Raw genomic sequence first — 22,906 nt, 5'->3', positions numbered from 1 at the left:
CTCCTGTTGGGGATTTAGCGGTCGGGATTGAGGTCAGGGTTCAGCTCAGGGGCGAAATCCGACGCCAGATAGCTGAGGATCGTCTTCGCCAAGGCGGCCAGATCGGCGCGCGTGGTATGTTCTTGTGCGCCATGCGCATTCGATTCCGGGCGGATCAGACCGCCGAGGTTGATCTCCTGCAAGACGCCGGCGCGCTGCACGTAGCCGGAATCGGACGCGCTGGCGGCGGCGTACTTGACGAAGTCACCCGGGGCATAGCCGAAGCCCTCCTGTACGGCACGGATCCAGCGGGCGGTATGCGGGCCCTCGGGGTCGGCGGTCGGGATCAGATGGCCGATAAGGTCGAATTCCAGCGTCGCGCCGGCAGGGCAGGCGGCGCGGATCACGGCCTCGATCTCGGCGCGGGCAGTGGCGAAATCCTCCTCGGGCGCATAGCGCCGCGACACAAGGAAAGTGAAGCGGTCCGGCACCTGTCCACCGCAGGTCCCGCCTTCGGCCACGGTGACGGCGATCTGCGCGGCCAGCGGTGCCGCGCCCGGCGGCACGGGCAGGGCAGAGGTGCGGGTCGTGACCACGGGGCGCAGGACCTGAATGGCCTGCATCATCGGCAAGGCGGCCTCGATCGCGTTGACACCCTGCTTTGAGCGGTCGGCGGCATGGGCGGCGAAGCCGGTCACGGTGACCTGCAGGTTGAAGCTGCCAAAGCAACCGCCCCAGATGCGCGGCCCGGCCGAGCCGTTGAAATTCAGAAGATGCCCGCCGATCAGCCCCTGTTCCGCCAGATAGCGGATGCCGGGATAGAGACCGCCTTCCTCATCGGTGCACAGCAACAGTTGCGGGCGATAAGTCAGCGGCACATCCAGCTTTTGCGCCACGCGCAGGGCATGGACCGCCGCCGCGACCGCGCCTTTCATGTCCGCAGCCCCCAACCCGACCAATTTGCCATCGGTCTCGGTCAGGGTGAAGGGATCGGTCGTCCAGCCCAAGGCCGCGCAGACCGTGTCGACGTGGAAATAGAGGCTGCAGACCGGGCCGGAGCCCGCGGTGTCAGCGATCAAGTTGACCCGCTCGCCCCGTGCCGGGCCTCGGGCGACGCGCCACAGCTCCTCGGGGACCGAGACGCGCGCGGTGGTCATCGGCAGGTCCGCTAGCAACCCTTCCATCAGCGCGGCGAAATCGGCATAGCCGGCGCCGGGTGGAAAGGTCGTGTCGACAGCCACCATCCGCGACAGGTCCGCCACGGCGTGGTCCAGCTCGGCGTCGATCATCGCCATGGCGGCGCGGCGCAGTTCGGTTCCGGTCATTGCGAGGCCTCGTGCTCGGTCACTTGGCGTCCTTATCTGTAAACTATATAGAAATAAGCGCAGGGCCGGGCTTGACGTCAATGCTGAATCAGCGAAGGTCTTGGTAACGGCGCCCGCTTGCGGCCTGAATGCGTTGGAGTGGTCAAATTTCAATCAATATTCCACTCGGCATGCCTATTTATAGGGCAATTGCTGAGCAGTTGACCGCCAGAATCGAGTCCGGCGCCTGGCCGGCGGGTACCGTGCTGCCTTCCGAAACGGCACTTGCCCAGGAATTCCGCGTCTCGGTCGGGACGATCCGCCGCGCTCTGGGGGAATTGACTGCCGGCGGTGCCTTGTCGCGTCGCCGCAAGACCGGCACCGTCGTCACCGGCCGCACGCCGCGCCATTCGCTGCGAATCGTCTATAATTACTTCCGCCTGCATTCACGGGGCGGCGAGCTGCAGAACTCGAAGGCCCGCGTCCTGAGCATATGCCAGCGCCTTTCGACACCCGCCGAGACCGAGCGCCTCGCGCTGCCCGAGCCGATGATGATACACCAGATCCACCGCCTGCGCCTCGTCGGCGGGCGGCCGGTGATGCACGAGACGGTGATCCTGCCGATGCATCTGGTGCCGGATTTCCCGACCGAGGCCGACGAGGTGCCCGAGCTCATGTATCTCTGCCTGTGGTCGGATTACGGTCTCAAGATCTCGGCGATCCGCGAGCAGATCGAGGCGGAACTCGCCAACGAGACCGATGTGGCACTTCTCGGCCTGTCCGCGCCAGCCGCCGTGCTGGTGCTGTCCGAAGTCGCCTATGACGAGCAGGCACAGCCGATCCTGTTGAACGACCACCGCGCTTGCACCCGCGATGACGTCTATATCAATGAGATTCAATAACACCCGGTATTTGCGCGAAAGCCCCGACGATCGCCTGTTCGGTGCGTTTCGGATCGGCGTCCAGCGGGGCCAGCGCATTGCAGGGCCTCGCCTGCGTCGCCGCTACGCATCAAATACTTCCAAGACCCGGCACTGCATGACGGTCAGGAGAGGAACTTCCCGTAACCGCACGAAGAAAGGTTGAGGCGGCATTAGCAGTTGTCCGAGACCCGGGAGACAGTGGAAAACCTGAAGCGGCAGCCGCAGAAGGTAAGGGCGGTAGCTAGGCTCAACTGTCGTTCGGTATTGCGAGGCTGGGGCTTAAGGGGGCCGACAGGATGTCGCTGACAGCTGCCGTGCAGACGATCATTGCGGATCATCAATGATCGGCCCCGCACAGTGTTGGTTTGCAACAACGCTGAATGACGAGAATGAGAACCGAAAGCTCATGGCACAAAGGGACGACTACCGCCATCCCGTCTGTGTTTCCAGAATTCCGACACCGCTCTCGCCACATTTTCTGGAGTGCTTCGGTATCCTGTCCTGTCAGCTTTTCCGACGGCTTTTTTAGCGTCACTTTGTCGATCCGCTGAGAAGGGACTTGGCGACAAGGAAAATCGCGGTCATGCCAAAGAGCGCCGCAACCGACCAGAACAGGATGCGGAAATTCCCCCCTTCGATGATCGGTTGCGAGAAGAAGGGCGACGCGAATTGCCCCAGAAAGAGCGCGGTTGTCATAATGCCCGAGGCGATGCCGCGCCGGGACGACGGCACCACATCGAACATCCAGGCCATGATCGACGGGATTACCGCCGCAAACCCGGCGCCGATGAAAGCCGCGCCGATGAACTGGAACGGCAACGCCTGGTTCGCCGCGATGATGACAAATCCAAAGGCCAGGATCGCCTGACCTGCAACCAATGACCAAAGGTGCCCGGCGCGCTTGCGCCACCCGCCGGATGCCAGCGCCGCGATGCCCCCGGCAAGCGTCAGAAGGCCGAGCAGGAACCCGACCGTCGAAGGGGGGACGCCGACGACCTCTTGCAGGTAAAAGGGAAACTGGGTTGGCATCACATAGAATGCAGAGATCGACAAAAAGGCGACAAGGCACAGTCCGAGCAGGGGCACTCCCCATGCTCCCGATCCGTTGACCGCGACGGTCCCGTCCTGCGCGCGCGTGGGGCGGGCGTTGTCGAAGGCCTGCCAGAAATACGGCAGCATTATCAGCGCCATACCGTAGATTGCAAAGGGGTAGCGGAACGAAATCGCCGCGAGCAGTCCCGCCAGCGTTATCGCCAGAAAGCCGCCGAAATTCGTCGCGGCTATCTGGTAACCGAGGAAAGTCCCCCGGTCGGGACCGGCAAAAAGGTCACCGATAAGCGCCGATTGGGCTGTCATCGCAAAGGCCACGCCCGCCCCGAGGAAGAGCCGACTGACGAAGATGGCCTCGAGGCTTGGCAGGTAGAGCCCGGCCGTCCCCGCGACGCCGAAGATCGCCGTGCCGATCAGCAGCACGGGCTTACGCGCGATCCTGTCGACGAGAATGCCAGCCAGAGGAGAGAGCATGGCGACCAGAAGGGCCGGTGCCGTGACCAGCAGGCGCGTCAGAAGCTGGGCGTTCGGGTTGGTGTCAAAGGCTATGGCGATCTGCGGAAGGGCAGGGCTGATTGTCGCATTGGACAGGATCGTCAAACAGGCAGCCATGAGCAGGGCAACTGTCGTTGACGTGAATTTAATGGCCATGTCAGGCTCCGGAGATTGCGCAGAGTGGTTGAATCAGTTAGTTGGTAAGACCAACATATATTGTTGGTTAAGCCAACAAATGCGAGGCTGTCAATGTCCGAGTTCGAACAGACGACCCCCTACCTGAAATCGCTGCCCACGCGCCTTCTGGCGCTTGCGGGAACGCGCGGCTCCGCAATCAGCCGGGCCGCGCTGATGCTTCAAGGGGCCACGCATTTCGACTTCGCGGTGATGGCGACCCTCGTTGGCGAAGGATCCATAAGCCAGGCGGAACTGTGTCGGCGCACCGGCCTCGACCGCAAGGACATCGCAACCGTCGTCACGGCTCTCGAGGGGAGGGGGGATGTCGAACGATCTGCCGACGCAGGCGATGCACGCAGGAAGATCGTGACGATAACGCCTCAGGGCAGCGTCCGCTTCGAGACCCTCAAGCGGGCCATGGCAGGCAGTCAGGACGAAGCCACAGCGATGCTGTCGGAGGAAGAGACGGCGACCCTCGTTGCCATCCTCAACAAGATGTTGACCAGCGCATAGGTCTGGAACCGTCCCCGAAGTGCGGCTTTGGCCAGCCTGCGCGCGGGCTATCAATCGGCGTCTAACATTGACCCCTCGCGTTGCCGCGAAGAGGGTCTGATGTACTGCTTTCAAAACGCGCTTGCCACCCCCTCGTGCGCTAGGGTTTTTGTCAATGACACAGGGGGGAGCTATGGTCGCCGCATTCGTGGGGTTGTTCAGCGCGACCGCGATATTCTATCTGCTGTTCGGCGCGTGTCATGGACCGATCGTCGGCATTCTGCCCGCACTTGGTGGCGCTGCCTGACTGTCGCTGCTGATCCCTGTTATCTATGGCATGGACCAGCCGCCCGCTTACCAGATCGTTCAGCGCCAACTCGACCTGCGCGATGGCGACGCCAGGCCCAGACAGCGCGGATTCGTACACCAGCGTCGAGTTCGAGAGCGCCAGCATCGGCCGCTGATCAATCTGGGGATCGCCCGCAGCATCCAGCCATTGCTGCCAATCCGGCATCCGGTTGCGCGAGGCGATGCGGGCCACCTGCGCCAGATCTTCGGGTTACGACATACGCGCCGCAAGGATCGGGGCGCACACCGGCGTCAGGCGCGGCGTCATGATTTGTCTGCGCCTCAGCTTTCGCGTTGGCGCCGCCTGCACGGACAAAGCCAGATCCGCGTCTGTGCGGCTGAAATCCACGGCCTCGATGCCGGTCTCAGTCTCGACCGCGACATCGGATGGGTGCGTGTGAAGCTTTCCAGCCGCGGCACCAGACAACGGTTCGGCCAGGTCTGATACAGCCGGATCTTGACCGATTGCGCGCCCCCGTCGGTCATCGCCTGTCGCACCCCGGCTTCAACCAGCGCGAACGTTTCTGACAGCGCATTGCTCAGGCTGTCTTCGATGCGCTTGATCTGCTGGCTGACCGCGCTCGGCGTGACATTCAGTTCCTGCGCGGCCAGATCAATCGAACCGAGCCTGACCGAGGGCTCAAGATACCGCAACGAGCGCAAGGGTACTCGTACAGGGGTGTCGGATTTCATGGCTGAGGTTAGCAGACCTGAATCAAGGAATGCATGCACAGATTGCCGGGCGTCTCCGCTTCACAGCCTTGCGCGCGCACGCGCTGTCGCCAGCATTTTGGCATGACTGAACCGAGACAGCATGTGGCTGCGCGACTGGAAAGCTTAGTTGCCCACCGCCTTTTTTTGCCGCGGCCGCGTGTCGTGGCCTGCTCAGATCGACTCGCGCTCGATCAGTTCGCATTCGACCTTGATCTGGTTGTGCCGTGGCGTGAGGCCGGCTGCGATGTCGAGGATCTGATCCGCCGCCGTGGCGCCCATCTCGTAATGGGGCAGGATGAGCGAGGTGAGGGGCGGGCGCATGAACTGGGCGATCTCGCGGTTATCGAACCCGATCACGGCCATGTCCTGCGGTATCCGCAGTCCGGCCTCTTTCAGCGCGTCGTAGCACCCGGCAGCCATCATGTCGTTGGCGCAGAAGATCGCATCGGGCGGTGTGTCGAGCGCGAGGAACGCCCGCGTGCCGTCATACCCCGATGGCGGTTCCCACGAGCCGTTATAGACAAGCGCGGGGTCGAAGCTGATGTCATTGCTTGCCAGCGCCTGCCGGTAGCCGCGCAGCCGGTCGCTGGACGCGTCAATTCCTTCCTGGCCGTTGATGAAGCCGATCCGTTTGCGCCCGGAATCAATCAGCTGTTGTGTCGCTGTGCGTCCGCCCTCGAGATCGCCGGGCATCACCGACGGAAGCCGCCGTTTCGCGTCATAGCAATTCAGCAGGACCGTCGGTGCCTGCGGGAAAACGGCCTGCGACGAAATCTCGCGGGTGAGCATGGTGCCATAGATGAAGCCGACGACGGGAATCTGGCTGTATTGGCGCACCAGATCGTCGTCGATGACATTGGCGTTGCGGCAGACGGCGAGGGACATCGACACCCCACGTTCAAGCGCACGCTCGCGCGCACCCTCGAACGCAAGGGCCATCCATGGATCGCTGGTCAGTTCATCGACCACAAAGACGATGAGATTGGCCGCCGAGGTCATTTGCACCGGGCCGCGCTGCGTCAGGCGATAGCCTAGGGCCTGCGCCGCTTCGCGGACTTTCAGGCGGGTTTCCTCGCTGAAGCGAGCGCCCGGGCTGCCGTTCAGGATCAGCGAGACCGTCGCTTGCGACACGCCAGCCTTGGCGGCAACATCCATCATCGTCGGCTTCGGCAACTTCATGTCAGAACTTCCGCTTCCTGATCCTTTCGTCATCGTCGCCACGTTCAGGCGCTTCTCCGGTTTCTGAACCTGTCGAATGCAACGGCGACGATTATGAAGGTTCCTATGAACATGCCCTGCCAGAATGTCGAGATGCCGAGCAGGATAAGGGAGTTGCGGATTACCTCGATCAGGAAGGCTCCGACCACGGCTCCGACGGCTGTTCCCTCGCCGCCGGCAAGGTTGGCGCCACCGATGACCGCCGCTGCGATCACGGCCAATTCCATCGACTGGCCAAGGTTGGTGGTGACCGATCCCAGCCAGCCGGTCATCAGGATGCCGGTCAATCCCGCGGTGAAGGCCGCGAACATGTAGATCGTCACCTTCTGAAACTTGACCGATATCCCGTTGAGAATGGCCGCCTGTTCGTTGCCGCCAATGGCAAAGACATACTGCCCCCAGCGCGTCCATCGCAGGATCAGCGCCATCGCGACCATCAGGCCTGCAAGCACAAAGGTTGGATGCGGGATGCCCAGACTCGAGCCGCCGCCCAGCCACAGCAGCAGGGATTGATCGGGGCCGAATTCGTAGATCATCTGGTTGTTCGACAGCACCATCGCCAGCGACCGCGCGCCGGACAACGTTCCGAGTGTCACCACAAAGGGCGGCATACCGGCATAGGCGATCAGCACACCATTGAACGCACCGACCGCCAGCGCCGCGAGCAGGGCGACGAAGGCCGCCGCCGGAAAGCTCCAGCCTGCGGTCATCAGCACGCTGAGAACCATGGCCGTCAGCACCACGGTCGAGCCGACCGACAGGTCGATGCCCCCGGAGGCAATGACAACGGTCATGCCAATCGCGATGATCGCAACAAAGGTAAAGTTGCGCATCACATTGAAAACGTTGCGCTGGGTGGCGAAGGTATCGGTCAGCAGCGTCAACGCCACGCAGGCGGCGATGGCGGCAAGGATGACCCAGAAGACGGGGACCGAGGTGATGCGGTTGGCGGCGCTCTTGTGCTCAGACCGGCCGATGATGTCGTCGAGTGTCGTCATGTGATCTCTCCCTGCCTCACGCGGTCTCAATGGCGCCGGTGATCAGTCCGGTGACTTCTTCGGGTGACGAGGTTGCGGTTGCTTTGCTTGCAACCAGTTCTCCGCGCCGCAATACGGCGATCCGGTCGGCGACGCCGAAGACATCGGGCATCCGGTGGCTGATCAGGATCACGCTGATGCCGCGGTCACGCAGGCGTCGGATCAGGTCGAGAACTTCGGCCACCTGCCGGACCGAGATCGCCGCAGTCGGTTCGTCCATCAGCACGATCTTGGGTTCGGAGAGCAGGGTGCGCGCAATGGCGACAGCCTGCCGCTGCCCGCCGGACATCCGTCGCACAACGTCGCGGGCACGGGTTTCTGACTTCAGCACCTTGAACAGCTCGCCCGCCCGCCGGTTCATCGTCGGATAGTCCAGCAGCCGGAGCGGCCCGAACTTGCGCATCGCCTCGCGGCCCAGAAACACGTTCGAGGCCGCTGTCAGATTGTTGCAAAGCGCCAGATCCTGGTAAACGACCTCGACCCCGCCGGTCTGGGCGTCGCGCGGCTTGTGAAAGACGACAGGCGCGTCGTCGATCATTATCTGGCCCGAGGATGGGCGGAAGTTGCCGGCGATGATCTTCACCAGCGTGGATTTTCCTGCGCCGTTGTCGCCCATCAGTCCCAGAACCTCGCCGGGTGCGACGTCGAGCGTGACGCTGGACAGCGCCTGAATTGCTCCGAAATTCTTTGATATTCCCGTCAGTTTCAAGCGAGACACGTCTGTTTCCCCCCTCTCGTCGATCCCCGGTGTGGCGCAAAAAAGTGGCGCTGGCCGGGTTTGGTACGCCCAGGGCCTCCCGCCCCTGCATCCTCAAAGGCGTACTTGACTTAATATTATTAGTAAATATGAATTGAGGATATTATTAGCAAATATGAATCGGTCTTATGCCCGGGGAGGGGACATGAAACTGCTGATCACGGGGGCCACCGGCAAGGTGGGGCAGCATCTGCTGTCGTCGCTGCTTGCGGATCCGCGTCATGCGGAAACGCAGATGGTGGCCCTGTGTCACAATCGCAGCGTGTCGCAGGTGGACCGGCTGCGTGTGGTGCGCGGATCCATCGCCGATCCTTCCATCGTTGCGGAGGCGATGGCGGGCGTGACCCATGTGCTGCACCTTGCTGCCGTCAAGGAATCCCCCGATCTGGCCATCGACGTGTCGGTCAAGGGCATGTTCGTGCTGCTCGAAGCTTTTCGGGCCAATCCGACGGCCAAACGGTTCGTCCTGCTGAGCGGCGACTGCTCGGTCGGGCACATCTTTCAGGACTATCCCGCGCCGATCACCGAAACCGACCCGCGCCGTGCCTATCCGGGCTGCTACGCGCTGACCAAGGTGATCGAAGAGGTGATGCTCGAGCAATACGGGCATCAGTACGGCCTGGACGGCTGTATCCTGCGGGCGCCGTGGATCATGGAAAAGGACGATCTGCGCTATGCGATGAGCTTTGGTGAGGATCAGTTTGGCGGGCCTGCGTGGTCCGACCTGATGCCACCCGAGACGCTGGCGGCGGCGCGCGCGGGCGATCATGTGCCGTTGATACGCGACGTGAACGGCGCGCCCCTGCGGCGCAACTTCGTTCATGTGGATGATGTTGTCTCCGCGCTTCTGACCGCGCTCGACCATCCCGCCGCGGCACGGCAGACCTTCAACATCGCGATGGCTGAGCCGCTCGACTATGGGCAGTTCGCCGCGATCATGGGCCGCCGCACGGGCGCGCGGCCCGTCGATATACCCACATCGTTTCACAGCAACTGGCTCGACTGTTCCAAGGCGGGCTTGCGGCTGGGATGGCGACCAACGGTGGATCTCGAAACGCTCATCGAGCGGGCATGGAGTTACGAACGCGCGGCAAAAGACCCGCGTGTCGTGTGGTATCCCGGCTGACCGCGGGAGGCGGCTGGCCGGTGCAAGTCTTCAACAGGGAGAGAGAAGAATGACCTACAAACTTGGAGTGACGGCGCTTCTGGCGACAATGACGGCAAGCGCTGCGATGGCGCAGGACGCCAACACGCTGGCAATCGTCGTGAAGGGCCTCGACAACCCCTTCTTTGAACAGATCAACCTTGGCTGCCAGCAATGGATGGCCGAGAACCCGGACAGCCAGTACAATTGCCTCTACACCGGGCCTGCGTCCTCGTCGGACGAAGCCGGTGAGGTCCAGATCGTGGACGATCTGATCGCGGCGGGTGTTGCGGCCATTGCGATTTCGCCGTCGAACGCACCTGCCATGGCCAACCGCATCCGGGCGCTGGCCCCCGACATCCCGATCATGACCATCGACGCCGATTTCCTGCCAGCCGATGCCGATCTGCGCGCGACCTATCTGGGCACCGACAACTACCTGATGGGCGTGCAGATGGCCGAACAGGCGATGGCGCTCAAGCCCGACGGTGGGACGATCTGCCTGCAGCTTGGCAACGTGGCGGCGGCGAATATCAACGCGCGGGCACAGGGGTTCCGTGACACGGCGGGTGGCGCGGAAGGGCTGGACCGCCTGACCGGTGAAAACGGCTGGACCGAGATCGAGGGCTGCCCGGTCTTCACCAACGATCAGGCCGATCTGGCCAACCAGCAAATGTCGGACGTCTTCACCGCCAATCCTGACCTGGATGCGTTCATCCTGATCGGCGGCTGGGCGCAGTTCGCGCCGCAGGCCTATGCGCAGGTGACCGATCAGGTCATGGACCGCATGCAGTCCAATGAGCTGATCGTCATCGCTGGCGACACCCTGCCGCCGCAGACGCAGGCCTTCCGCGAGATGCGCAGTCACGCGCAGGTCGGACAGCGCCCGTTTGAGATGGGCCTGCGGGCGCCCGACGTGATGATCCAGTTGCTGAACGGCGAGACCGTCGAGGATCCGCTCTTCACCGGCCTTGACGTCTGCACCCATGCCGAACCCGGCTTCTGCGCCGACAACTGAGCTTGTCTCGGGCCGGACCTGAGCGTCCGGCCCGTCGCTCCCCATCCCCTTTTCGATCAGCAAGGCGACGCCGGTTCCGGTGCCGCACAGCATCTTACGGCCTTTCGGGGCCGCACAGAGGAGTACCGAAATGAAACGCTCATCCTTATTTCTGGCGTCCGTGGCGCTGTGCCTCGGGGCCGGGGCCGCTCGGGCGCAAGAGCAAACCTCGATGGCTTTCGTGGTGAACGCGGCGTCCGATTTCTGGAAACTGGCCGAGGCCGGGGTGCAAGCCGCGCAAGCCGAGATGCCGGACTATGACATGCAGTTCCGCTATCCGGCGCAGGGCACGGCGGCGGGTCAGAACCAGCTGATGGACGACCTCGTGGCCTCGGGCGTCGATGCCATCATGATTTCCTCGGTCGATCCGGGCAACTCGATCGACGCCTTCAACCGCATCGCGGCACAGATCCCGCTGTTCACCACCGACAGCGACGCCCCGCAGAGCAACCGCATCGCCTATCTGGGATCGTCAAACACGGCGGCGGGCATTCAGGCGGGCGAAATCGCCGTGGCGGCGATGCCCCAGGGCGGGCGCTGCATGGGCTTCGTCGGCTTCCTTGGCGCTGACAATGCGGTCGAGCGGATCGCGGGCTTCCGGCAGGCCGTTGAAGGCTCGGGCATCGAGCTGGTCGATGTGCGCGGCGATGACGTGGATTTTGCCCGCGCGCGCTCGAATGTCGATGACGTGCTGGCCGCCATGCCCGATATCGACTGCATGGTCGGTTTCTATTCCTACAACCCGCCCAAGATCTACGAAGCCCTGCAAGCGGCGGGTCAGCTGGGCGAGATCACGGTCATCGGCTTCGATGAAGACCCCATCACCCTGGGTGCCGTGCGCGAGGGCAGCTTTGCCGGCACCGTGGTACAAGACCCCTATCAGTGGGGCTATCAGGGCATGCATCTGATGGCGGCCTATTTGGGGGGTGATACCTCGGGCGTGCCTGAGGACGGGCTGATCATCGTGCCGACCGTGATCATCAACCAGAGCAATGTGGACGCCTTCGAAGCGCAATTGCGTGAGCGTCTCGGAGGCTGAGCGGACGTTCCTCCCTCCGCTCGGTCGAGCCGCACCGGTGCACCCTGTACCGGTGCGGTTTCGTCGCACTACCGGCAAAGGCTGACCCACGTTGACCCATGATCCGATCACCCTGACACTTTCGGGCATCACCAAGATTTACCCCGGCGCCGTGGCGCTCGACTCCGTCGAGCTGGGCATCCGGGGCGGGGAAGTCGTGGGGCTGGTCGGTGAGAACGGCGCGGGCAAATCGACGCTGATGAAGGTGCTCGGCGGGACGATCACGGCCGATGCGGGGCGGATCACCATTGACGGCGTGTCCCACGCCGCGCTGACCCCCGCGCAGGCCGCAGCGCTTGGCATCGCCTTTGTGCATCAAGAGCTGAACCCTTTCACCAATCTGGACGTGGCGGGCAATGTGTTGCTCGGGCGCGAGATCCGGCGCGGGCGTCTGGGCCGGATTGACCGCAGGGCGATGTCGCGCAAGGTCGCAGGCATCCTTGAGACGCTGGGCACGCGGTTTGGCCCCGACGATCCGGTGCTGGGCCTGTCGCTGGCCGATCAGCAGATGATCGAGATCGCCAAGGCGCTGTCGATGGACGCGCGCCTGATCATTCTGGATGAGCCGACCTCAAGCCTGACGCTGTCCGAAACCGAGCGGCTTCTCCAGGTCGTCTGCGACCTCAGGGCCCGGGGCGCGGCGGTCTTGTTCATCACCCACCGTCTGTCCGAGATCGAAGCGGTGGCGGACCGCGTGGTCGGTCTGCGCGACGGGCGTAACGCGGGTGGGCTGCCGCGAGACGATATTACCCGCGACGCCATGGTCCGGCTGATGATCGGTCGTGACGTGAAACGGGTGTGCCAGCCGCTGGATCATGCGCCCGGCAAGCCGGTGTTAGAGGCGCGGGGCATTCGCACCGAAGCCTTCCCTGAGCGTGACGTAGATCTGACCCTGCATGGCGGCGAAATTCTGGGCCTTGCCGGGCTGGTCGGCGCAGGCCGGTCCGAGCTTGCTCGGGTGCTGTTCGGCATCGACGGCGCGCGGGGCGGCACGATCACGGTGAATGGCCACCCTTTGGCGCGCCAGTCGGTGGCGGAGGCCATCGCCGCCGGTGTGTGTCTGGTCCCCGAAGACCGCAAGGGCCAAGGGCTGCTGCTGGATTTCCCCATTTGCGACAACATCGCGCTGCCCAGCCTGTCGCGCCTTGCGCCCGGCGGACGGCTGAGACCCAGGGCCGAAACGGCGCTGGCCGAGGCCTCGCGCGAGCGGTTGCACATCAAGGCCAGCAACCTGCGGCGCGCGGTGGCCGAGCTTTCGGGGGGCAACCAGCAGAAGGTCGTGCTGGCCAAGTGGCTGGCGATGGACCCCAAGGTGCTGATCTTCGACGAACCGACCCGCGGCATCGACGTCGGCTCGAAAGCCGAAGTCTACGCGCTGATGCGCGCGCTTGCTGACCGGGGCGTCGCGATCCTGATGATCTCGTCCGACATGGAGGAAGTCATCGGCGTGTCGGACCGCGTGGCGGTGATGTGCCGGGGGCGCATCGCCGGAACGCTGGATCGCGCCAAGGTGTCCGAAGAAGCAATTCTGCATCTGGCAGTGGAATAGGGAGACGATGATGGGGCGCAAGGATATCGGACTGCTGATGCTGGTCCTGACTGTCGGGGCGGTGGTGGCGCTGATCAATCCGCGCTTTCTGTCGGCGGTGAACCTTGCCAATACGGCCAATCTGATCGGGCTGTTCGGCCTGTTCTCCATCGCCGAAGCCTTTGTGATCGTGACCGCAGGCATCGAGTTGTCCGTCGGGTCGGTGATCGCGCTGCTGGGGGTGCTCTTTGTCGATATGGTCGCGCAAGGCGTGCCCTGGCCGGTGGCGGCACTGATCGTGCTGGCGCTGGGTGCGGTGATCGGCCTGACGCACGGCTGGCTTATCACCCGGCTGCGCCTGCAACCCTTCGTTGTCACACTCTGCGGGCTGTTGATCTATCGCGGCATCGCGCGGTTTTACACCAACGACGGCACGGCGGGCTTTACCTTCGGATCGCATTTCCCGACGCTGGAGTACCTCACGACCGGACGCACGGCGGGCGTGCCGCATTCGGTCGTGGCCTTTGTGATCGTGGCGGCGGGCGCGTGGTATCTGCTGCATCGCACCGTGTTCGGGCGCCACCTGTTCGCCGTGGGCAAAAATGAAGAGGCGGCGCGCTATTCGGGCATCAACACCAGCCGGGTCATCGTGCTCGCCTATATCCTATGCGCCGTCCTCACCGCCTTGGCGGCGATTTTCTTCGCGATGTACACGCGCTCGGTCCAGCCGTCATCGCATGGGAATTTCTACGAACTCTACGCCATTGCCGCCGCCGTGCTGGGCGGGTTTTCCCTGCGTGGGGGTGAAGGGTCGATCATCGGCGTTTGTCTGGGGGTCGTGCTGTTGCAGGAGCTGCAGAACCTCGTGAACCTCCTCGGCATCCCGTCGTCGCTGAATTTCGCGGTGATGGGCAGCGTTATCCTGATCGGGGTGATCGCCGACACCCAGTTCGAGCGCTTTCGCACGGCGCGACGGCAGGCCGCGACCCGGGCTGCGGTCGATGCGACATCAGCGAAGGGTTAGCCATAGAGACGCACAGAGTCGGGACATATGCCGATGGCCCCGCACCTTGTCAGCGGTTTTCCGTCTATCCAACCGGACCAGCCATGCGGGTGTTGCCTTGACGAAAGAAGTTGGGCATCACGACCGGGCTTTGGGGGCATAAGTGCCCTCCTGATCCAAGGACATCCCGTGGCTGTCACGCTTGCACCTTCTGAAGTGCCACCCAAGCGCCTGCGCGCGCTGGAAATTGTTCTGGCGTTGGCGGCGGGTAGCCTGTTGAGCTTCATGCTGCTGTGCAACAGCAGCCTCGCGGCCTATGGCACGCCTTTGTTCTCTTCGCTGACGGCGCATGGCGTCGGAACGGTGGTGGCGGGTCTGACGGTGGCCGGGCTGTGGCGCTGGCGCGTGCGGCCGGTGGGCCGTCGCGGTCGTGCGCCGCTTTGGGCGTATCTGGGTGGGTTGTCGGGGGCGTTGACCGTGCTGGCAACCTCGATCGCGGCCAATTCCCCGCTTGCACTGACCGGCACGCTGGCGCTGGGTATCGCAGGGCAGGTGTTTCTGGCCTTGGTGTTCGACGCGATGGGGGCGATGGGGCTGACCCGCCGTCTGCCCAGTCTGCGCGATCTTGCGGCGCTGGCGGCGATCCTTGCGGGCACCGGGCTGATCATTGCCGCGCGGGGGATGGGCGCATGATGGCGGCAGTGATATTCGCCCTTGGTGGGGGCATGCTGATCGCGCTGTCCCGGCAGGTCAACGGACGGCTGGCGCTGCAAAGCTCGGCGCTGGAGTCGTCATTTTGGAACCATCTGGTGGGTTTTGCCGCGCTCATCGCGATCACAGCCGCGGTCGGCAGCTTCTGGCCCGACGGCGTCGAAAATGCGCCGTGGTACGCTTGGGCCGGGGGCGCTGTGGGGGTGGTGTTCGTCGCTGCCGGCAGTTGGCTGATCCCGCGACTGGGGGCGACGATGACCGGCGCGTTGCTGGTGGCCGGGCAGATGCTGTCAGGCGTCACGCTGGATGTGCTGCGCGGTGTGGATGCCGTGTTGTGGATGCAGATCGGCGGCGTCGCGCTGATCCTCGGCGGGGTGCTTCTGGCCCGGCGTTAAGGGTGAACGCTTTACCCGGTCTGCCTGCCGTTGGCCGGGGCAGGGCGCTCGTGTCAAACCAAAAGCTCTCCTGACGTTACGGAAGGATCCGACCCGTCGCGGCCGTTTTGCCGGTCCGCAGCGGTCGATCTGACCCGTCAGCCGCGAATTTGGTCGTTTTTCGACAGGAATCCCGCAACTGAACGAAAAATTACAAAAACGAGGCGGTCCGCGCATCAGAATGATTGTCACGAATCTGTTTCCGATGTTCAGTAGCTGGTGTCAGTCGCGTCGCACCGGGCCCTCCGGGGCAGAAATGCGGCGGCTTTGCCAACAGGAGGCTACGATGAAAACGACGACCGCGCTGGCCGCGTCGGCCAGCATTCTGGCCATGATGACCACCACGCCGGGCATGGCCCAGAGCATGGACGACCTGATTGCCGGTGCCCGTGCCGAAGGCATGCTGACCACCATCGCGCTGCCCCATGACTGGTGCGGCTATGGCGCCGTCATCGATGGGTTCCGCCAGATGTACCCGTTCCTTGAGATCAACGAACTGAACCCCGACGCCGGTTCCGCCGACGAGCTGGAAGCGATCCGCGCCAACCGCGACAACACCGGCCCGCAAGCGCCCGACGTCATCGACGTGGGTCTGGCCTTTGGCCCGACCGCTGCCGCCGAAGGGCTGATCACGCCCTATATGGTCTCGACCTGGGACACGATCCCCGAGGGTGCGCGCGACGCCGAAGGCCATTGGTACGGCGACTATTACGGTGTGATGTCGTTCATCGTGAACACCGATCTGGTCGAAAACGTGCCGACCTCGTTCGCCGATCTGCTCAAGCCGGAATACGTGGGTCAGGTCGCGCTGGCGGGTGATCCGCGCGCCTCGAACCAGGCGATCCTGGCGGTAATGGCCGCAGGCATGGCGCAGGGTGCCGAGCCGGGTACGGCGGCCGCCGAGGCCGGTCTTGAGTATTTCGCGCAGCTGAATGCCTCGGGCAACTTCGTGCCGGTCATCGGCCGCACGGGCACGCTGGCGCAGGGCACCACGCCGATCCTGATCCAGTGGGATTACAACGCACTGTCCGCCCGCGACACGCTGGCCGGAAACCCGCCGGTTGAAGTGGTCGTGCCGACCGACGCCGTTCTGGCCGGTGTCTACGTGCAAGCGATCAGCGCCTTCGCGCCGCACCCGAACGCTGCGCGTCTGTGGATGGAGTACCTCTATTCGGACGAGGGTCAGCTGGGCTGGCTGGCAGGTTATTGCCACCCGATCCGCTTCAACGATCTGGCCGCACGCGGCGTGATCCCGCAGGACATGATGGACGCCCTGCCGCCGGCAGAAAGCTATGCCGCCGCTGTCTTCCCGACGCTGGATCAGGTGAACGCGAACCGTGATGCCGTTGTGGCGAACTGGGACGCTGTCGTCGGCGCCAACGTCAACTGATCGACGCATACGAACGGGGCCTGCCGCCACTGGCGGGTCCCTCTTTCGCTACCAAGGATCGCCGATGCCCGCCTCGCGCCCTGCACGCCGTCCCTTGCCGCTGACATGGCTGGGCGTGGCTCCGTTCTTCGTGTTCGTGGGTCTCTTTCTGCTGCTGCCCACCGCCTATATCGTCGTCGGCGCCTTCCGCACCCCTGAGGGTGGTTTCACCTTCGATAATATCCTCGCGCTTAACACGCCGACGATCCTGTCGGCCTATTGGGTGTCGATCAAGATCAGCTTCTGGTCGGCGCTGATCGGCTGTGTCGTGGGCTTTGCCATCGCCGCGGCACTGACCGTCGGGGGCCTGCCACGCTCGGTCCGCAACCCGATGATGACCTTCTCGGGCGTCGCGTCGAACTTTGCCGGGGTGCCGCTGGCCTTTGCCTTTATCGCCACGATCGGACCGGCCGGGATCATCACGCTGTACCTGCGCAGCGAGTTCGGCATCAACCTGCGTCTGATGGGCTTTAATCTGCTCTCGACCTTGGGTCTGGTGATCACCTACCTGTTCTTCCAGATCCCGCTGATGATCCTGATCATCACCCCCGCGCTGGACGGGTTGAAACGCGAATGGCGCGAAGCTGCGGCGATTCTGGGCGCAACCGGGTTGCAATATTGGCGCATGGTGGCGTTCCCGATCCTGTTTCCGTCAATCTTGGGCACGATGGCGCTGCTCTTTGCCAATGCGTTCGGCGCCGTGGCCACGGCGATCGCGCTCACCGGCCCCTCGCTGAACATCGCGCCGATCCTGCTCTATGCGCAGATCCGGGGTGACGTGCTGGGCTCGCCCAACCTTGGCTACGCGCTGGCCTTTGGGATGATCGTCATCACCGGCCTTGCCAATGCACTCTACATCGTGCTGCGCGCTCGCTCGGAAAGGTGGCTGAAATGACCAAGCTCTGGTCCTGGGGCGCGCTGCTTTTCGGCGTTCTGTTCTTCCTGATGCCGCTCTATGGCATGACCGAATTCTCGCTGAAAATGCGGCGCGGCGAGTATTCGCTGGACGCCTATACGGCGGTGATCAACAACCCTCAGTTTCAGGCGACGTTTTCCTATTCGGTGATCATGGCGCTGGTGACGATTGCCTTTGGCGTGCTGCTGGTGGTGCCAACCGCGTTCTGGGTGCGGCTCAAGATGCCGTGGCTGCGCCCGTGGGTCGAGTTCATCACGCTGTTGCCGCTGGTCATCCCCTCCATCGTCGTCGTGTTCGGCTATATCCGGCTCTACAACACCTCCAGCTGGCTGCCGCTGACGGGCACGGCGCTGGGCACCAATATCCTGCTGATGTTCGGCTATACCGTGCTGGCGCTGCCTTATATGTACCGCGCCGTGGACACCGGGCTGCGCACCATCGACGTTGCCACCCTGACCGAAGCCGCGCAATCGCTGGGCGCAGGCTGGGTGACGATCATCGCCCGGGTGATCCTGCCCAACGTGCTGGGTGCGGTGCTGTCGGGGGCCTTCCTGACCTTCGCCATCGTGATCGGTGAGTTCACCATGGCAGCACTTCTGGACCGTCCCGCCTTTGGGCCGTTCATGCAGCTGTTGGGTGCCAACCGCGCCTATGAACCCGCCGCTTTGGCGGTGATCGCCTTTGGCATCACCTGGGCCTGCATGGGGTTGATCCAGCTGGTCACCCGCTTTTCGAAACATAACAGACTGGCACGCTGATGGCTTTCCTCGATATTTCGCACCTCGAAAAAGCCTTTGGCACCATGCGGGTGGTCAAGGATTTCAATCTGGGGATCGAGAAGGGTGAGTTCATTTCGCTGCTCGGCCCCTCGGGCTGCGGCAAGACGACGGTGTTGCGCATGGTCGCCGGGTTCGAGCGCCCGGACATGGGCGCGATCACCATCGACGGCAAGGACATCACCGGGCTGAAATCCAACCAGCGCAATGTCGGCATGGTGTTTCAGTCCTATGCGCTGTTCCCCAACCTGACCGTGGCCGAGAATGTCGGCTTTGGCCTGAAGGTTGCCGGGGTCGCCCGTGATGAAGCCGCTGAGCGCGTGCGTGAGATGCTGGCACTGATCGGCCTGCCGGATCTGGGCGCGCGCTATCCGTTCCAGCTGTCGGGCGGCCAACAGCAGCGCGTGGCGCTGGCCCGCGCGCTGGCCCCGCGCCCGCAGGTGTTGCTGCTGGACGAGCCGCTCTCGGCGCTGGACGCCAAGATCCGCGTCAGCCTGCGCACCGAGATCCGCGAGATCCAGCAACGTCTTGGCATCACGACGATCTTCGTCACCCATGATCAGGAAGAGGCGCTGTCGATCTCGGACCGTATCGTGGTGATGAACGGCGGCATTGCCGAACAGGTCGGCGCGCCCTTTGACATCTACAACCGCCCCGAGACGCGCTTCGTCGCGAACTTCGTCGGCACGCTCAGCATGCTTGACGGCACGGTCATGCAGCCGGACACCGGCCAAGTGCGCCTTGGCGACACCGGGATCACGCTTGGCCGTCCGCTCACCCAAAAGAGCGGCAGCACCGTGACGCTGGCCTTGCGGCCCGAGACGGTGCATCTGGGCCGCGCGCCGGGCTGCGAGATCATCCTGCCCGCGCGTATTCTGGAAGTGCATTTCCTCGGCTCGGTGATCCGCATCCGGGTCGAGGCGGCGGGCACCCAACTGTCGCTCGACACCTTCAACCGCGCCGACATGCCCCCGCCGCCGGTCGGGGCTGCGACCGAAATCAGCCTCGCGCCCGGCGATATCATCGTGCTGGGCGACCGTCTTCCGGGCGGTGACTGAGGGAGCTTGCATCAAGCGAGGTTCACCGATTGCCGCGCGTTCCGAAAGGTGACAGGCTTGGCGGGCTCGCGTGATCCGAGCGCGTCGATCTGGCGGCTGTTGATCACACGCACAGCCCGAAAGGCCCCATCCCATGCGCAGATCGTTCCATGCCGAAACCCACCGGGTGCACCGTATCGGCTGGCTGCGCGCCGCTGTTCTGGGGGCGAATGACGGCCTCGTCTCGACCGCCAGTCTGGTGGTCGGGGTTGCGGCGGCCGGGTCAGGACGGCCCGAGATCCTGATCGCCGGGCTTGCCGGTCTGGTTGCGGGCGCGATGTCGATGGCGGCGGGCGAGTATGTCTCGGTCAGTTCGCAAACCGACGCCGAACAGGCCGATCTGGCGCGCGAAACCAAGGAACTGGCCGAAACGCCCGAGGCTGAGCTGGACGAGTTGACCCAGATCTACGTCGCGCGCGGGCTGGATCAGGGGCTGGCACGGCAGGTGGCGGTGCAGCTGACCGAAAAAGACGCGCTGGGCACGCATGCCCGCGACGAGCTGGGGATCTCCGAGACGGTGACTGCGCGGCCCATTCAGGCGGCGCTGGTGTCGGCGGTGACCTTTGCCGTCGGGGCGGTGATCCCGGTGGTCATCGCGCTGCTCGCCCCCGCCACGCTGATCAGCGCGGTCGTTGCTGTTACCACGCTGATCGCGCTGTCGGTGCTGGGCGGGCTTGGCGCTTCGGCCGGTGGCGCAGGGGTGGTCAAGGGCGCGATCCGCGTGACTTTCTGGGGGGCGCTGGCGATGGCGGCGACGGCGGGCGTGGGGCTGATGTTTGGTGTGGCCGCCTGAAAATACAGGCTTTGACATTAATGGACGGTTTGGTCTATTAATGCCGCATGACGGCAAATCACGCCCCCACTCCTGAACCCAAACGCCGGGGCCGGCCCAAGGCCGATCCGGCGACCTCGGACACGCGGGCGCGGCTTTTGCGCACCGGGATGATCCATCTGACCGAACGCGGTTATGCTGCGACGGGGGTGGACGAGATCCTTGCAAACGCTGGCGTGCCCAAGGGCAGCTTTTACCATCACTTCGGCTCAAAGGCCGCCTTCGGCGCTGCGTTGATCGAGGCGTATCACCTCTATTTCGTCGCCATACTGACCCGCGCGCTGGACGACACCGGCGTGCCCCCGTTGGACCGTCTTCGCCGCTTTACCAAGGACGCCGAGGCGGGCATGGCCCGGCACGGCTTCACGCGTGGCTGCCTGATCGGCAATCTGGGGCAGGAAATGGGCGCGCTGCCCGAAGAGTTCCGCGCCCGGCTGATCGAGGTGCTGGCTGACTGGCAGGCGCGCACCGCCACCTGCCTGCGCGCAGCTGAAGACGCGGGCGCGCTGAAACCCGCCATGAACCCCGACGCGCTCGCCGCCCTGTTCTGGACCGGGTGGGAGGGGGCCGTGCTGCGCGCCAAGCTGGAACGCAGGCCGGACCCGCTGCACCACTTCGCCGACACCTTCTTTGATCTTATCGCAACCGAGAGGCCCTCATGTTCGACGCCATCCTGATCGACAAAACCGGCGACGCGCAAACCGTGTCGCAAACCACCGTGTCCGAGGGCGATCTGCCCGAGGGCGACGTGCTCATCGACGTCGCCTATTCGACGTTGAACTACAAGGACGCGCTGGCGATCACTGGCGCGGCCCCGGTGGTGCGCCGCTTCCCGATGGTGCCGGGCATCGACTTTTCCGGCATCGTGCGTGAGAGCAGCCACCCCGACTACGCCCCCGGCGACGCGGTCATCCTGAACGGCTGGGGTGTGGGCGAGACGCATTGGGGCGGCTTGGGCAAAGTGGCGCGGGTCAAGGGCGACTGGCTGGTGCCGCTGCCCAAGGGGATTTCCCTGCGCCAAGCGATGGGGATCGGCACGGCGGGCTATACGGCGATGCTGTGTGTGATGGCGCTGGCGCAGCAGGGCATCACGCCGGACCAAGGCGAGATCGCCGTGACCGGCGCTGCCGGGGGTGTTGGCTCGGTCGCGACGGCGCTGCTGGCCTCGCGCGGCTATGACGTGGCGGCGGTCACTGGGCGCGCATCCGAGGGAGACTACCTGAAAGACCTCGGCGCCAAGACCATCGTGGACCGGGCCGAGCTGTCGGGCAAACCCCGCGCGCTGGGCAAAGAGCGTTTCGCCGGTGGCGTCGATGTGGCGGGCAGCACTGTGCTGGCCAACCTCTTGTCGATGACCCGCTATGGCGGTGCCGTGGCGGCCTGCGGTCTGGCGGCGGGGATGGATCTGCCCGCCTCGGTCGCGCCCTTCATCCTGCGCGGCGTCACCTTGGTGGGTGTCGATAGCGTCATGTGTCCGGCGGCGCGGCGACGCGAGGCGTGGCTCCTGCTGGCCAAGGAGCTGGATCTGGCCAAACTGGACGCGCTTTGCGTCGAGCTGCCCTTCGATCAGGTAATCGACACCGCGCCGAAATTCCTGGCCGGACAAGTGCGGGGCCGGGTGATCGTGCCCGTCTCGCCCGAACTGGGGTGAGCGAGCGCCATGTCCGAGACCGAGAGCCGGCTGTTCGAGCACCCCTCATGGCTCTATCTGCTGCGCGAGTTCGACTCGCTCTACCGGCACGGCTCGGCCGGGGGCAGTCGGCTGATCCGCGCGCATCGCAAGCGGGTGCGCGACACGCTGTCGATGGTGATCGATGCGAACCCCGCAATCACCCTGCGCGCACCTGAGGTGAAGCCGGTGAGCGCTCATTTGCCCCGCGCGCTGGATCTGGGCGAGCGGGGCGTTGTCGGCAGCATGGCCCGCGCGCTGTCGCGGGTCGCACCGCTGCTGACGTGGGAATACGGGTACGAGAAAGTGCCCAAGGCGCTGGCCCAGAAATACGCCTATTGCGAGGTTCTGGGGCCGCGTGGTCCGGTCCGTTCGGAACGGCTGGTGCTGGGGTTCGTGCTTTTTGCGCCCCGCACGACGTATCCGCAGCACAGCCATAAGGAGATCGAGGAAAGCTATATCTCGGTCGCTGGGGCGTGGTCTGAGAATGACACGGCGGTGCATGCGCCCGGCTCGCTGATCCTGAACCGCCCGGATCACGAGCACCGCATCACCACCGCTGATCTGGACCCCTGCCTGCTGGCCTATGCCTGGGTCGGGCCTGAGGAACGCCTCAGCGCGCCGGGCATGAAGCTGAGCGCCAGCCGCAAACAGCGGATGAGCGAAGGGATCTGAGCGGGCAGGGGTGCCGCATAAGGCGGCACTCCGGGACTGCATCGGCGCTAAACGGCCCGGTCG

At 64.3% G+C, this 22,906-nt stretch carries 24 protein-coding genes; 17 read left to right on the top strand and 7 right to left on the bottom strand.

The window, feature by feature from the left end:
• Positions 1-14 precede the first annotated feature (14 nt).
• Positions 15-1,304: a M20 family metallopeptidase gene (locus EAE28_RS06335; RefSeq protein WP_220443898.1), complete on the bottom strand. Its 1,290-nt coding sequence runs from the start codon at positions 1,302-1,304 to the stop codon at positions 15-17.
• Positions 1,305-1,432: 128 nt separating this feature from the next.
• Here EAE28_RS06335 and EAE28_RS06330 point away from each other — a divergent pair, with 128 nt between their 5' ends.
• A complete protein-coding gene (locus tag EAE28_RS06330) occupies positions 1,433-2,185 on the top strand; it encodes a UTRA domain-containing protein (protein WP_127104987.1) in 753 nt (250 codons plus the stop codon).
• 552 nt (positions 2,186-2,737) lie between these two features.
• On the opposite strand, the gene EAE28_RS06325 is transcribed toward EAE28_RS06330, so the two are convergent.
• Complete coding sequence (locus EAE28_RS06325) at positions 2,738-3,907, bottom strand: MFS transporter (RefSeq protein WP_127104986.1); 1,170 nt, start codon at positions 3,905-3,907, stop codon at positions 2,738-2,740.
• A gap of 93 nt (positions 3,908-4,000) precedes the next feature.
• Here EAE28_RS06325 and EAE28_RS06320 point away from each other — a divergent pair, with 93 nt between their 5' ends.
• Positions 4,001-4,441: a MarR family winged helix-turn-helix transcriptional regulator gene (locus tag EAE28_RS06320; RefSeq protein ID WP_127104985.1), complete on the top strand. Its 441-nt coding sequence runs from the start codon at positions 4,001-4,003 to the stop codon at positions 4,439-4,441.
• 151 nt (positions 4,442-4,592) lie between these two features.
• Here the strand turns inward: EAE28_RS06320 and EAE28_RS06315 are convergent, their stop codons facing one another.
• The 5 genes from EAE28_RS06315 to EAE28_RS06295 all read right to left on the bottom strand — a co-directional run bounded on the left by EAE28_RS06315 (position 4,593) and on the right by EAE28_RS06295 (position 8,455).
• Entirely contained in the window at positions 4,593-4,961 is a 369-nt protein-coding gene (locus EAE28_RS06315) for a type 2 periplasmic-binding domain-containing protein (RefSeq protein WP_127104984.1), read from the bottom strand.
• Between the two features lie 89 nt (positions 4,962-5,050).
• Positions 5,051-5,461 (bottom strand): LysR family transcriptional regulator, encoded by a 411-nt coding sequence (locus tag EAE28_RS06310; protein WP_127104983.1) that lies wholly within the window; start codon positions 5,459-5,461, stop codon positions 5,051-5,053.
• 192 nt (positions 5,462-5,653) lie between these two features.
• On the bottom strand, positions 5,654-6,661 hold the full coding sequence (locus EAE28_RS06305) for a LacI family DNA-binding transcriptional regulator (protein ID WP_246022291.1): 1,008 nt from the start codon (positions 6,659-6,661) through the stop codon (positions 5,654-5,656).
• A gap of 44 nt (positions 6,662-6,705) precedes the next feature.
• The gene (locus tag EAE28_RS06300; protein ID WP_127104982.1) at positions 6,706-7,698 is read right to left on the bottom strand and encodes an ABC transporter permease; all 993 of its coding nucleotides are present in this window, start codon (positions 7,696-7,698) and stop codon (positions 6,706-6,708) included.
• A gap of 16 nt (positions 7,699-7,714) precedes the next feature.
• The gene (locus EAE28_RS06295; protein ID WP_127104981.1) at positions 7,715-8,455 is read right to left on the bottom strand and encodes an ATP-binding cassette domain-containing protein; all 741 of its coding nucleotides are present in this window, start codon (positions 8,453-8,455) and stop codon (positions 7,715-7,717) included.
• A gap of 184 nt (positions 8,456-8,639) precedes the next feature.
• On the opposite strand from EAE28_RS06295, the gene EAE28_RS06290 reads away from it, so the two are divergent.
• The 15 genes from EAE28_RS06290 (at position 8,640) to EAE28_RS06220 (ending at position 22,843) form a co-directional block, all read left to right on the top strand.
• The gene (locus EAE28_RS06290) at positions 8,640-9,620 is read left to right on the top strand and encodes an NAD-dependent epimerase/dehydratase family protein (protein WP_127104980.1); all 981 of its coding nucleotides are present in this window, start codon (positions 8,640-8,642) and stop codon (positions 9,618-9,620) included.
• A 49-nt stretch (positions 9,621-9,669) separates the two neighbouring features.
• A complete protein-coding gene (locus tag EAE28_RS06285) occupies positions 9,670-10,656 on the top strand; it encodes a substrate-binding domain-containing protein (RefSeq protein WP_127104979.1) in 987 nt (328 codons plus the stop codon).
• 130 nt (positions 10,657-10,786) lie between these two features.
• A complete protein-coding gene (locus tag EAE28_RS06280) occupies positions 10,787-11,734 on the top strand; it encodes a sugar-binding protein (RefSeq protein ID WP_127104978.1) in 948 nt (315 codons plus the stop codon).
• A gap of 91 nt (positions 11,735-11,825) precedes the next feature.
• Positions 11,826-13,322 carry a sugar ABC transporter ATP-binding protein gene (locus tag EAE28_RS06275; protein ID WP_127104977.1) on the top strand — a complete coding sequence of 499 codons (1,497 nt, stop codon included), beginning with the start codon at positions 11,826-11,828 and terminating at the stop codon, positions 13,320-13,322.
• A 10-nt stretch (positions 13,323-13,332) separates the two neighbouring features.
• Positions 13,333-14,325 carry an ABC transporter permease gene (locus EAE28_RS06270; protein ID WP_127104976.1) on the top strand — a complete coding sequence of 331 codons (993 nt, stop codon included), beginning with the start codon at positions 13,333-13,335 and terminating at the stop codon, positions 14,323-14,325.
• Between the two features lie 168 nt (positions 14,326-14,493).
• Entirely contained in the window at positions 14,494-14,997 is a 504-nt protein-coding gene (locus EAE28_RS06265; RefSeq protein WP_220443896.1) for a DMT family transporter, read from the top strand.
• On the top strand, positions 14,994-15,410 hold the full coding sequence (locus EAE28_RS06260; protein ID WP_127104974.1) for a DMT family transporter: 417 nt from the start codon (positions 14,994-14,996) through the stop codon (positions 15,408-15,410). Before EAE28_RS06265 ends, EAE28_RS06260 begins: the two co-directional genes overlap by 4 nt.
• Before the next feature lie 325 nt (positions 15,411-15,735).
• A complete protein-coding gene (locus EAE28_RS06255; RefSeq protein ID WP_127104973.1) occupies positions 15,736-16,839 on the top strand; it encodes an ABC transporter substrate-binding protein in 1,104 nt (367 codons plus the stop codon).
• 64 nt (positions 16,840-16,903) lie between these two features.
• Entirely contained in the window at positions 16,904-17,773 is an 870-nt protein-coding gene (locus tag EAE28_RS06250; protein ID WP_127104972.1) for an ABC transporter permease, read from the top strand.
• Positions 17,770-18,552 carry an ABC transporter permease gene (locus EAE28_RS06245; protein ID WP_127104971.1) on the top strand — a complete coding sequence of 261 codons (783 nt, stop codon included), beginning with the start codon at positions 17,770-17,772 and terminating at the stop codon, positions 18,550-18,552. Before EAE28_RS06250 ends, EAE28_RS06245 begins: the two co-directional genes overlap by 4 nt.
• Positions 18,552-19,628, top strand: a complete 1,077-nt coding sequence (locus EAE28_RS06240; protein WP_127104970.1) for an ABC transporter ATP-binding protein — start codon at positions 18,552-18,554, stop codon at positions 19,626-19,628. Before EAE28_RS06245 ends, EAE28_RS06240 begins: the two co-directional genes overlap by 1 nt.
• 133 nt (positions 19,629-19,761) lie before the next feature.
• Positions 19,762-20,460 (top strand): VIT1/CCC1 transporter family protein, encoded by a 699-nt coding sequence (locus EAE28_RS06235; protein WP_127104969.1) that lies wholly within the window; start codon positions 19,762-19,764, stop codon positions 20,458-20,460.
• Positions 20,461-20,507: 47 nt separating this feature from the next.
• Positions 20,508-21,176, top strand: coding sequence for an acrylate utilization transcriptional regulator AcuR (gene acuR / locus EAE28_RS06230; protein WP_127104968.1), 669 nt, complete (start codon positions 20,508-20,510; stop codon positions 21,174-21,176).
• Positions 21,158-22,150 (top strand): acrylyl-CoA reductase (NADPH), encoded by a 993-nt coding sequence (gene acuI, locus EAE28_RS06225; RefSeq protein WP_127104967.1) that lies wholly within the window; start codon positions 21,158-21,160, stop codon positions 22,148-22,150. The genes acuR and acuI overlap by 19 nt, the downstream gene beginning before the upstream one ends.
• Positions 22,151-22,159: 9 nt before the next feature.
• On the top strand, positions 22,160-22,843 hold the full coding sequence (locus EAE28_RS06220) for a dimethylsulfonioproprionate lyase family protein (protein ID WP_127104966.1): 684 nt from the start codon (positions 22,160-22,162) through the stop codon (positions 22,841-22,843).
• Positions 22,844-22,906 lie beyond the last annotated feature (63 nt).

Origin of the sequence: Pararhodobacter zhoushanensis (genome assembly GCF_003990445.1) — a bacterium.
GTDB classification, from domain to species: Bacteria; Pseudomonadota; Alphaproteobacteria; order Rhodobacterales; family Rhodobacteraceae; genus Pararhodobacter; species Pararhodobacter zhoushanensis.
The sequence above is the reverse complement of the archived record's forward strand: the minus strand, read 5'-3'. Positions and strand labels throughout refer to the sequence as shown.

What these genes read in the sequence shown, in the direction of transcription:
- acuI (WP_127104967.1), top strand. Translation starts at nt 21,158, where the DNA reads ATGTTCGACGCCATCCTGATCGACAAAACCGGCGACGCGCAAACCGTG.
- EAE28_RS06320 (WP_127104985.1), top strand. Translation starts at nt 4,001, where the DNA reads ATGTCCGAGTTCGAACAGACGACCCCCTACCTGAAATCGCTGCCCACG.
- EAE28_RS06255 (WP_127104973.1), top strand. Translation starts at nt 15,736, where the DNA reads ATGAAAACGACGACCGCGCTGGCCGCGTCGGCCAGCATTCTGGCCATG.
- EAE28_RS06250 (WP_127104972.1), top strand. Translation starts at nt 16,904, where the DNA reads ATGCCCGCCTCGCGCCCTGCACGCCGTCCCTTGCCGCTGACATGGCTG.
- EAE28_RS06330 (WP_127104987.1), top strand. Translation starts at nt 1,433, where the DNA reads ATGCGTTGGAGTGGTCAAATTTCAATCAATATTCCACTCGGCATGCCT.
- EAE28_RS06240 (WP_127104970.1), top strand. Translation starts at nt 18,552, where the DNA reads ATGGCTTTCCTCGATATTTCGCACCTCGAAAAAGCCTTTGGCACCATG.
- acuR (WP_127104968.1), top strand. Translation starts at nt 20,508, where the DNA reads ATGACGGCAAATCACGCCCCCACTCCTGAACCCAAACGCCGGGGCCGG.
- EAE28_RS06310 (WP_127104983.1), bottom strand. Translation starts at nt 5,461, where the DNA reads ATGAAATCCGACACCCCTGTACGAGTACCCTTGCGCTCGTTGCGGTAT.
- EAE28_RS06260 (WP_127104974.1), top strand. Translation starts at nt 14,994, where the DNA reads ATGATGGCGGCAGTGATATTCGCCCTTGGTGGGGGCATGCTGATCGCG.
- EAE28_RS06220 (WP_127104966.1), top strand. Translation starts at nt 22,160, where the DNA reads ATGTCCGAGACCGAGAGCCGGCTGTTCGAGCACCCCTCATGGCTCTAT.
- EAE28_RS06245 (WP_127104971.1), top strand. Translation starts at nt 17,770, where the DNA reads ATGACCAAGCTCTGGTCCTGGGGCGCGCTGCTTTTCGGCGTTCTGTTC.
- EAE28_RS06335 (WP_220443898.1), bottom strand. Translation starts at nt 1,304, where the DNA reads ATGACCGGAACCGAACTGCGCCGCGCCGCCATGGCGATGATCGACGCC.
- EAE28_RS06300 (WP_127104982.1), bottom strand. Translation starts at nt 7,698, where the DNA reads ATGACGACACTCGACGACATCATCGGCCGGTCTGAGCACAAGAGCGCC.
- EAE28_RS06235 (WP_127104969.1), top strand. Translation starts at nt 19,762, where the DNA reads ATGCGCAGATCGTTCCATGCCGAAACCCACCGGGTGCACCGTATCGGC.
- EAE28_RS06270 (WP_127104976.1), top strand. Translation starts at nt 13,333, where the DNA reads ATGGGGCGCAAGGATATCGGACTGCTGATGCTGGTCCTGACTGTCGGG.
- EAE28_RS06285 (WP_127104979.1), top strand. Translation starts at nt 9,670, where the DNA reads ATGACCTACAAACTTGGAGTGACGGCGCTTCTGGCGACAATGACGGCA.
- EAE28_RS06290 (WP_127104980.1), top strand. Translation starts at nt 8,640, where the DNA reads ATGAAACTGCTGATCACGGGGGCCACCGGCAAGGTGGGGCAGCATCTG.
- EAE28_RS06325 (WP_127104986.1), bottom strand. Translation starts at nt 3,907, where the DNA reads ATGGCCATTAAATTCACGTCAACGACAGTTGCCCTGCTCATGGCTGCC.
- EAE28_RS06280 (WP_127104978.1), top strand. Translation starts at nt 10,787, where the DNA reads ATGAAACGCTCATCCTTATTTCTGGCGTCCGTGGCGCTGTGCCTCGGG.
- EAE28_RS06305 (WP_246022291.1), bottom strand. Translation starts at nt 6,661, where the DNA reads ATGAAGTTGCCGAAGCCGACGATGATGGATGTTGCCGCCAAGGCTGGC.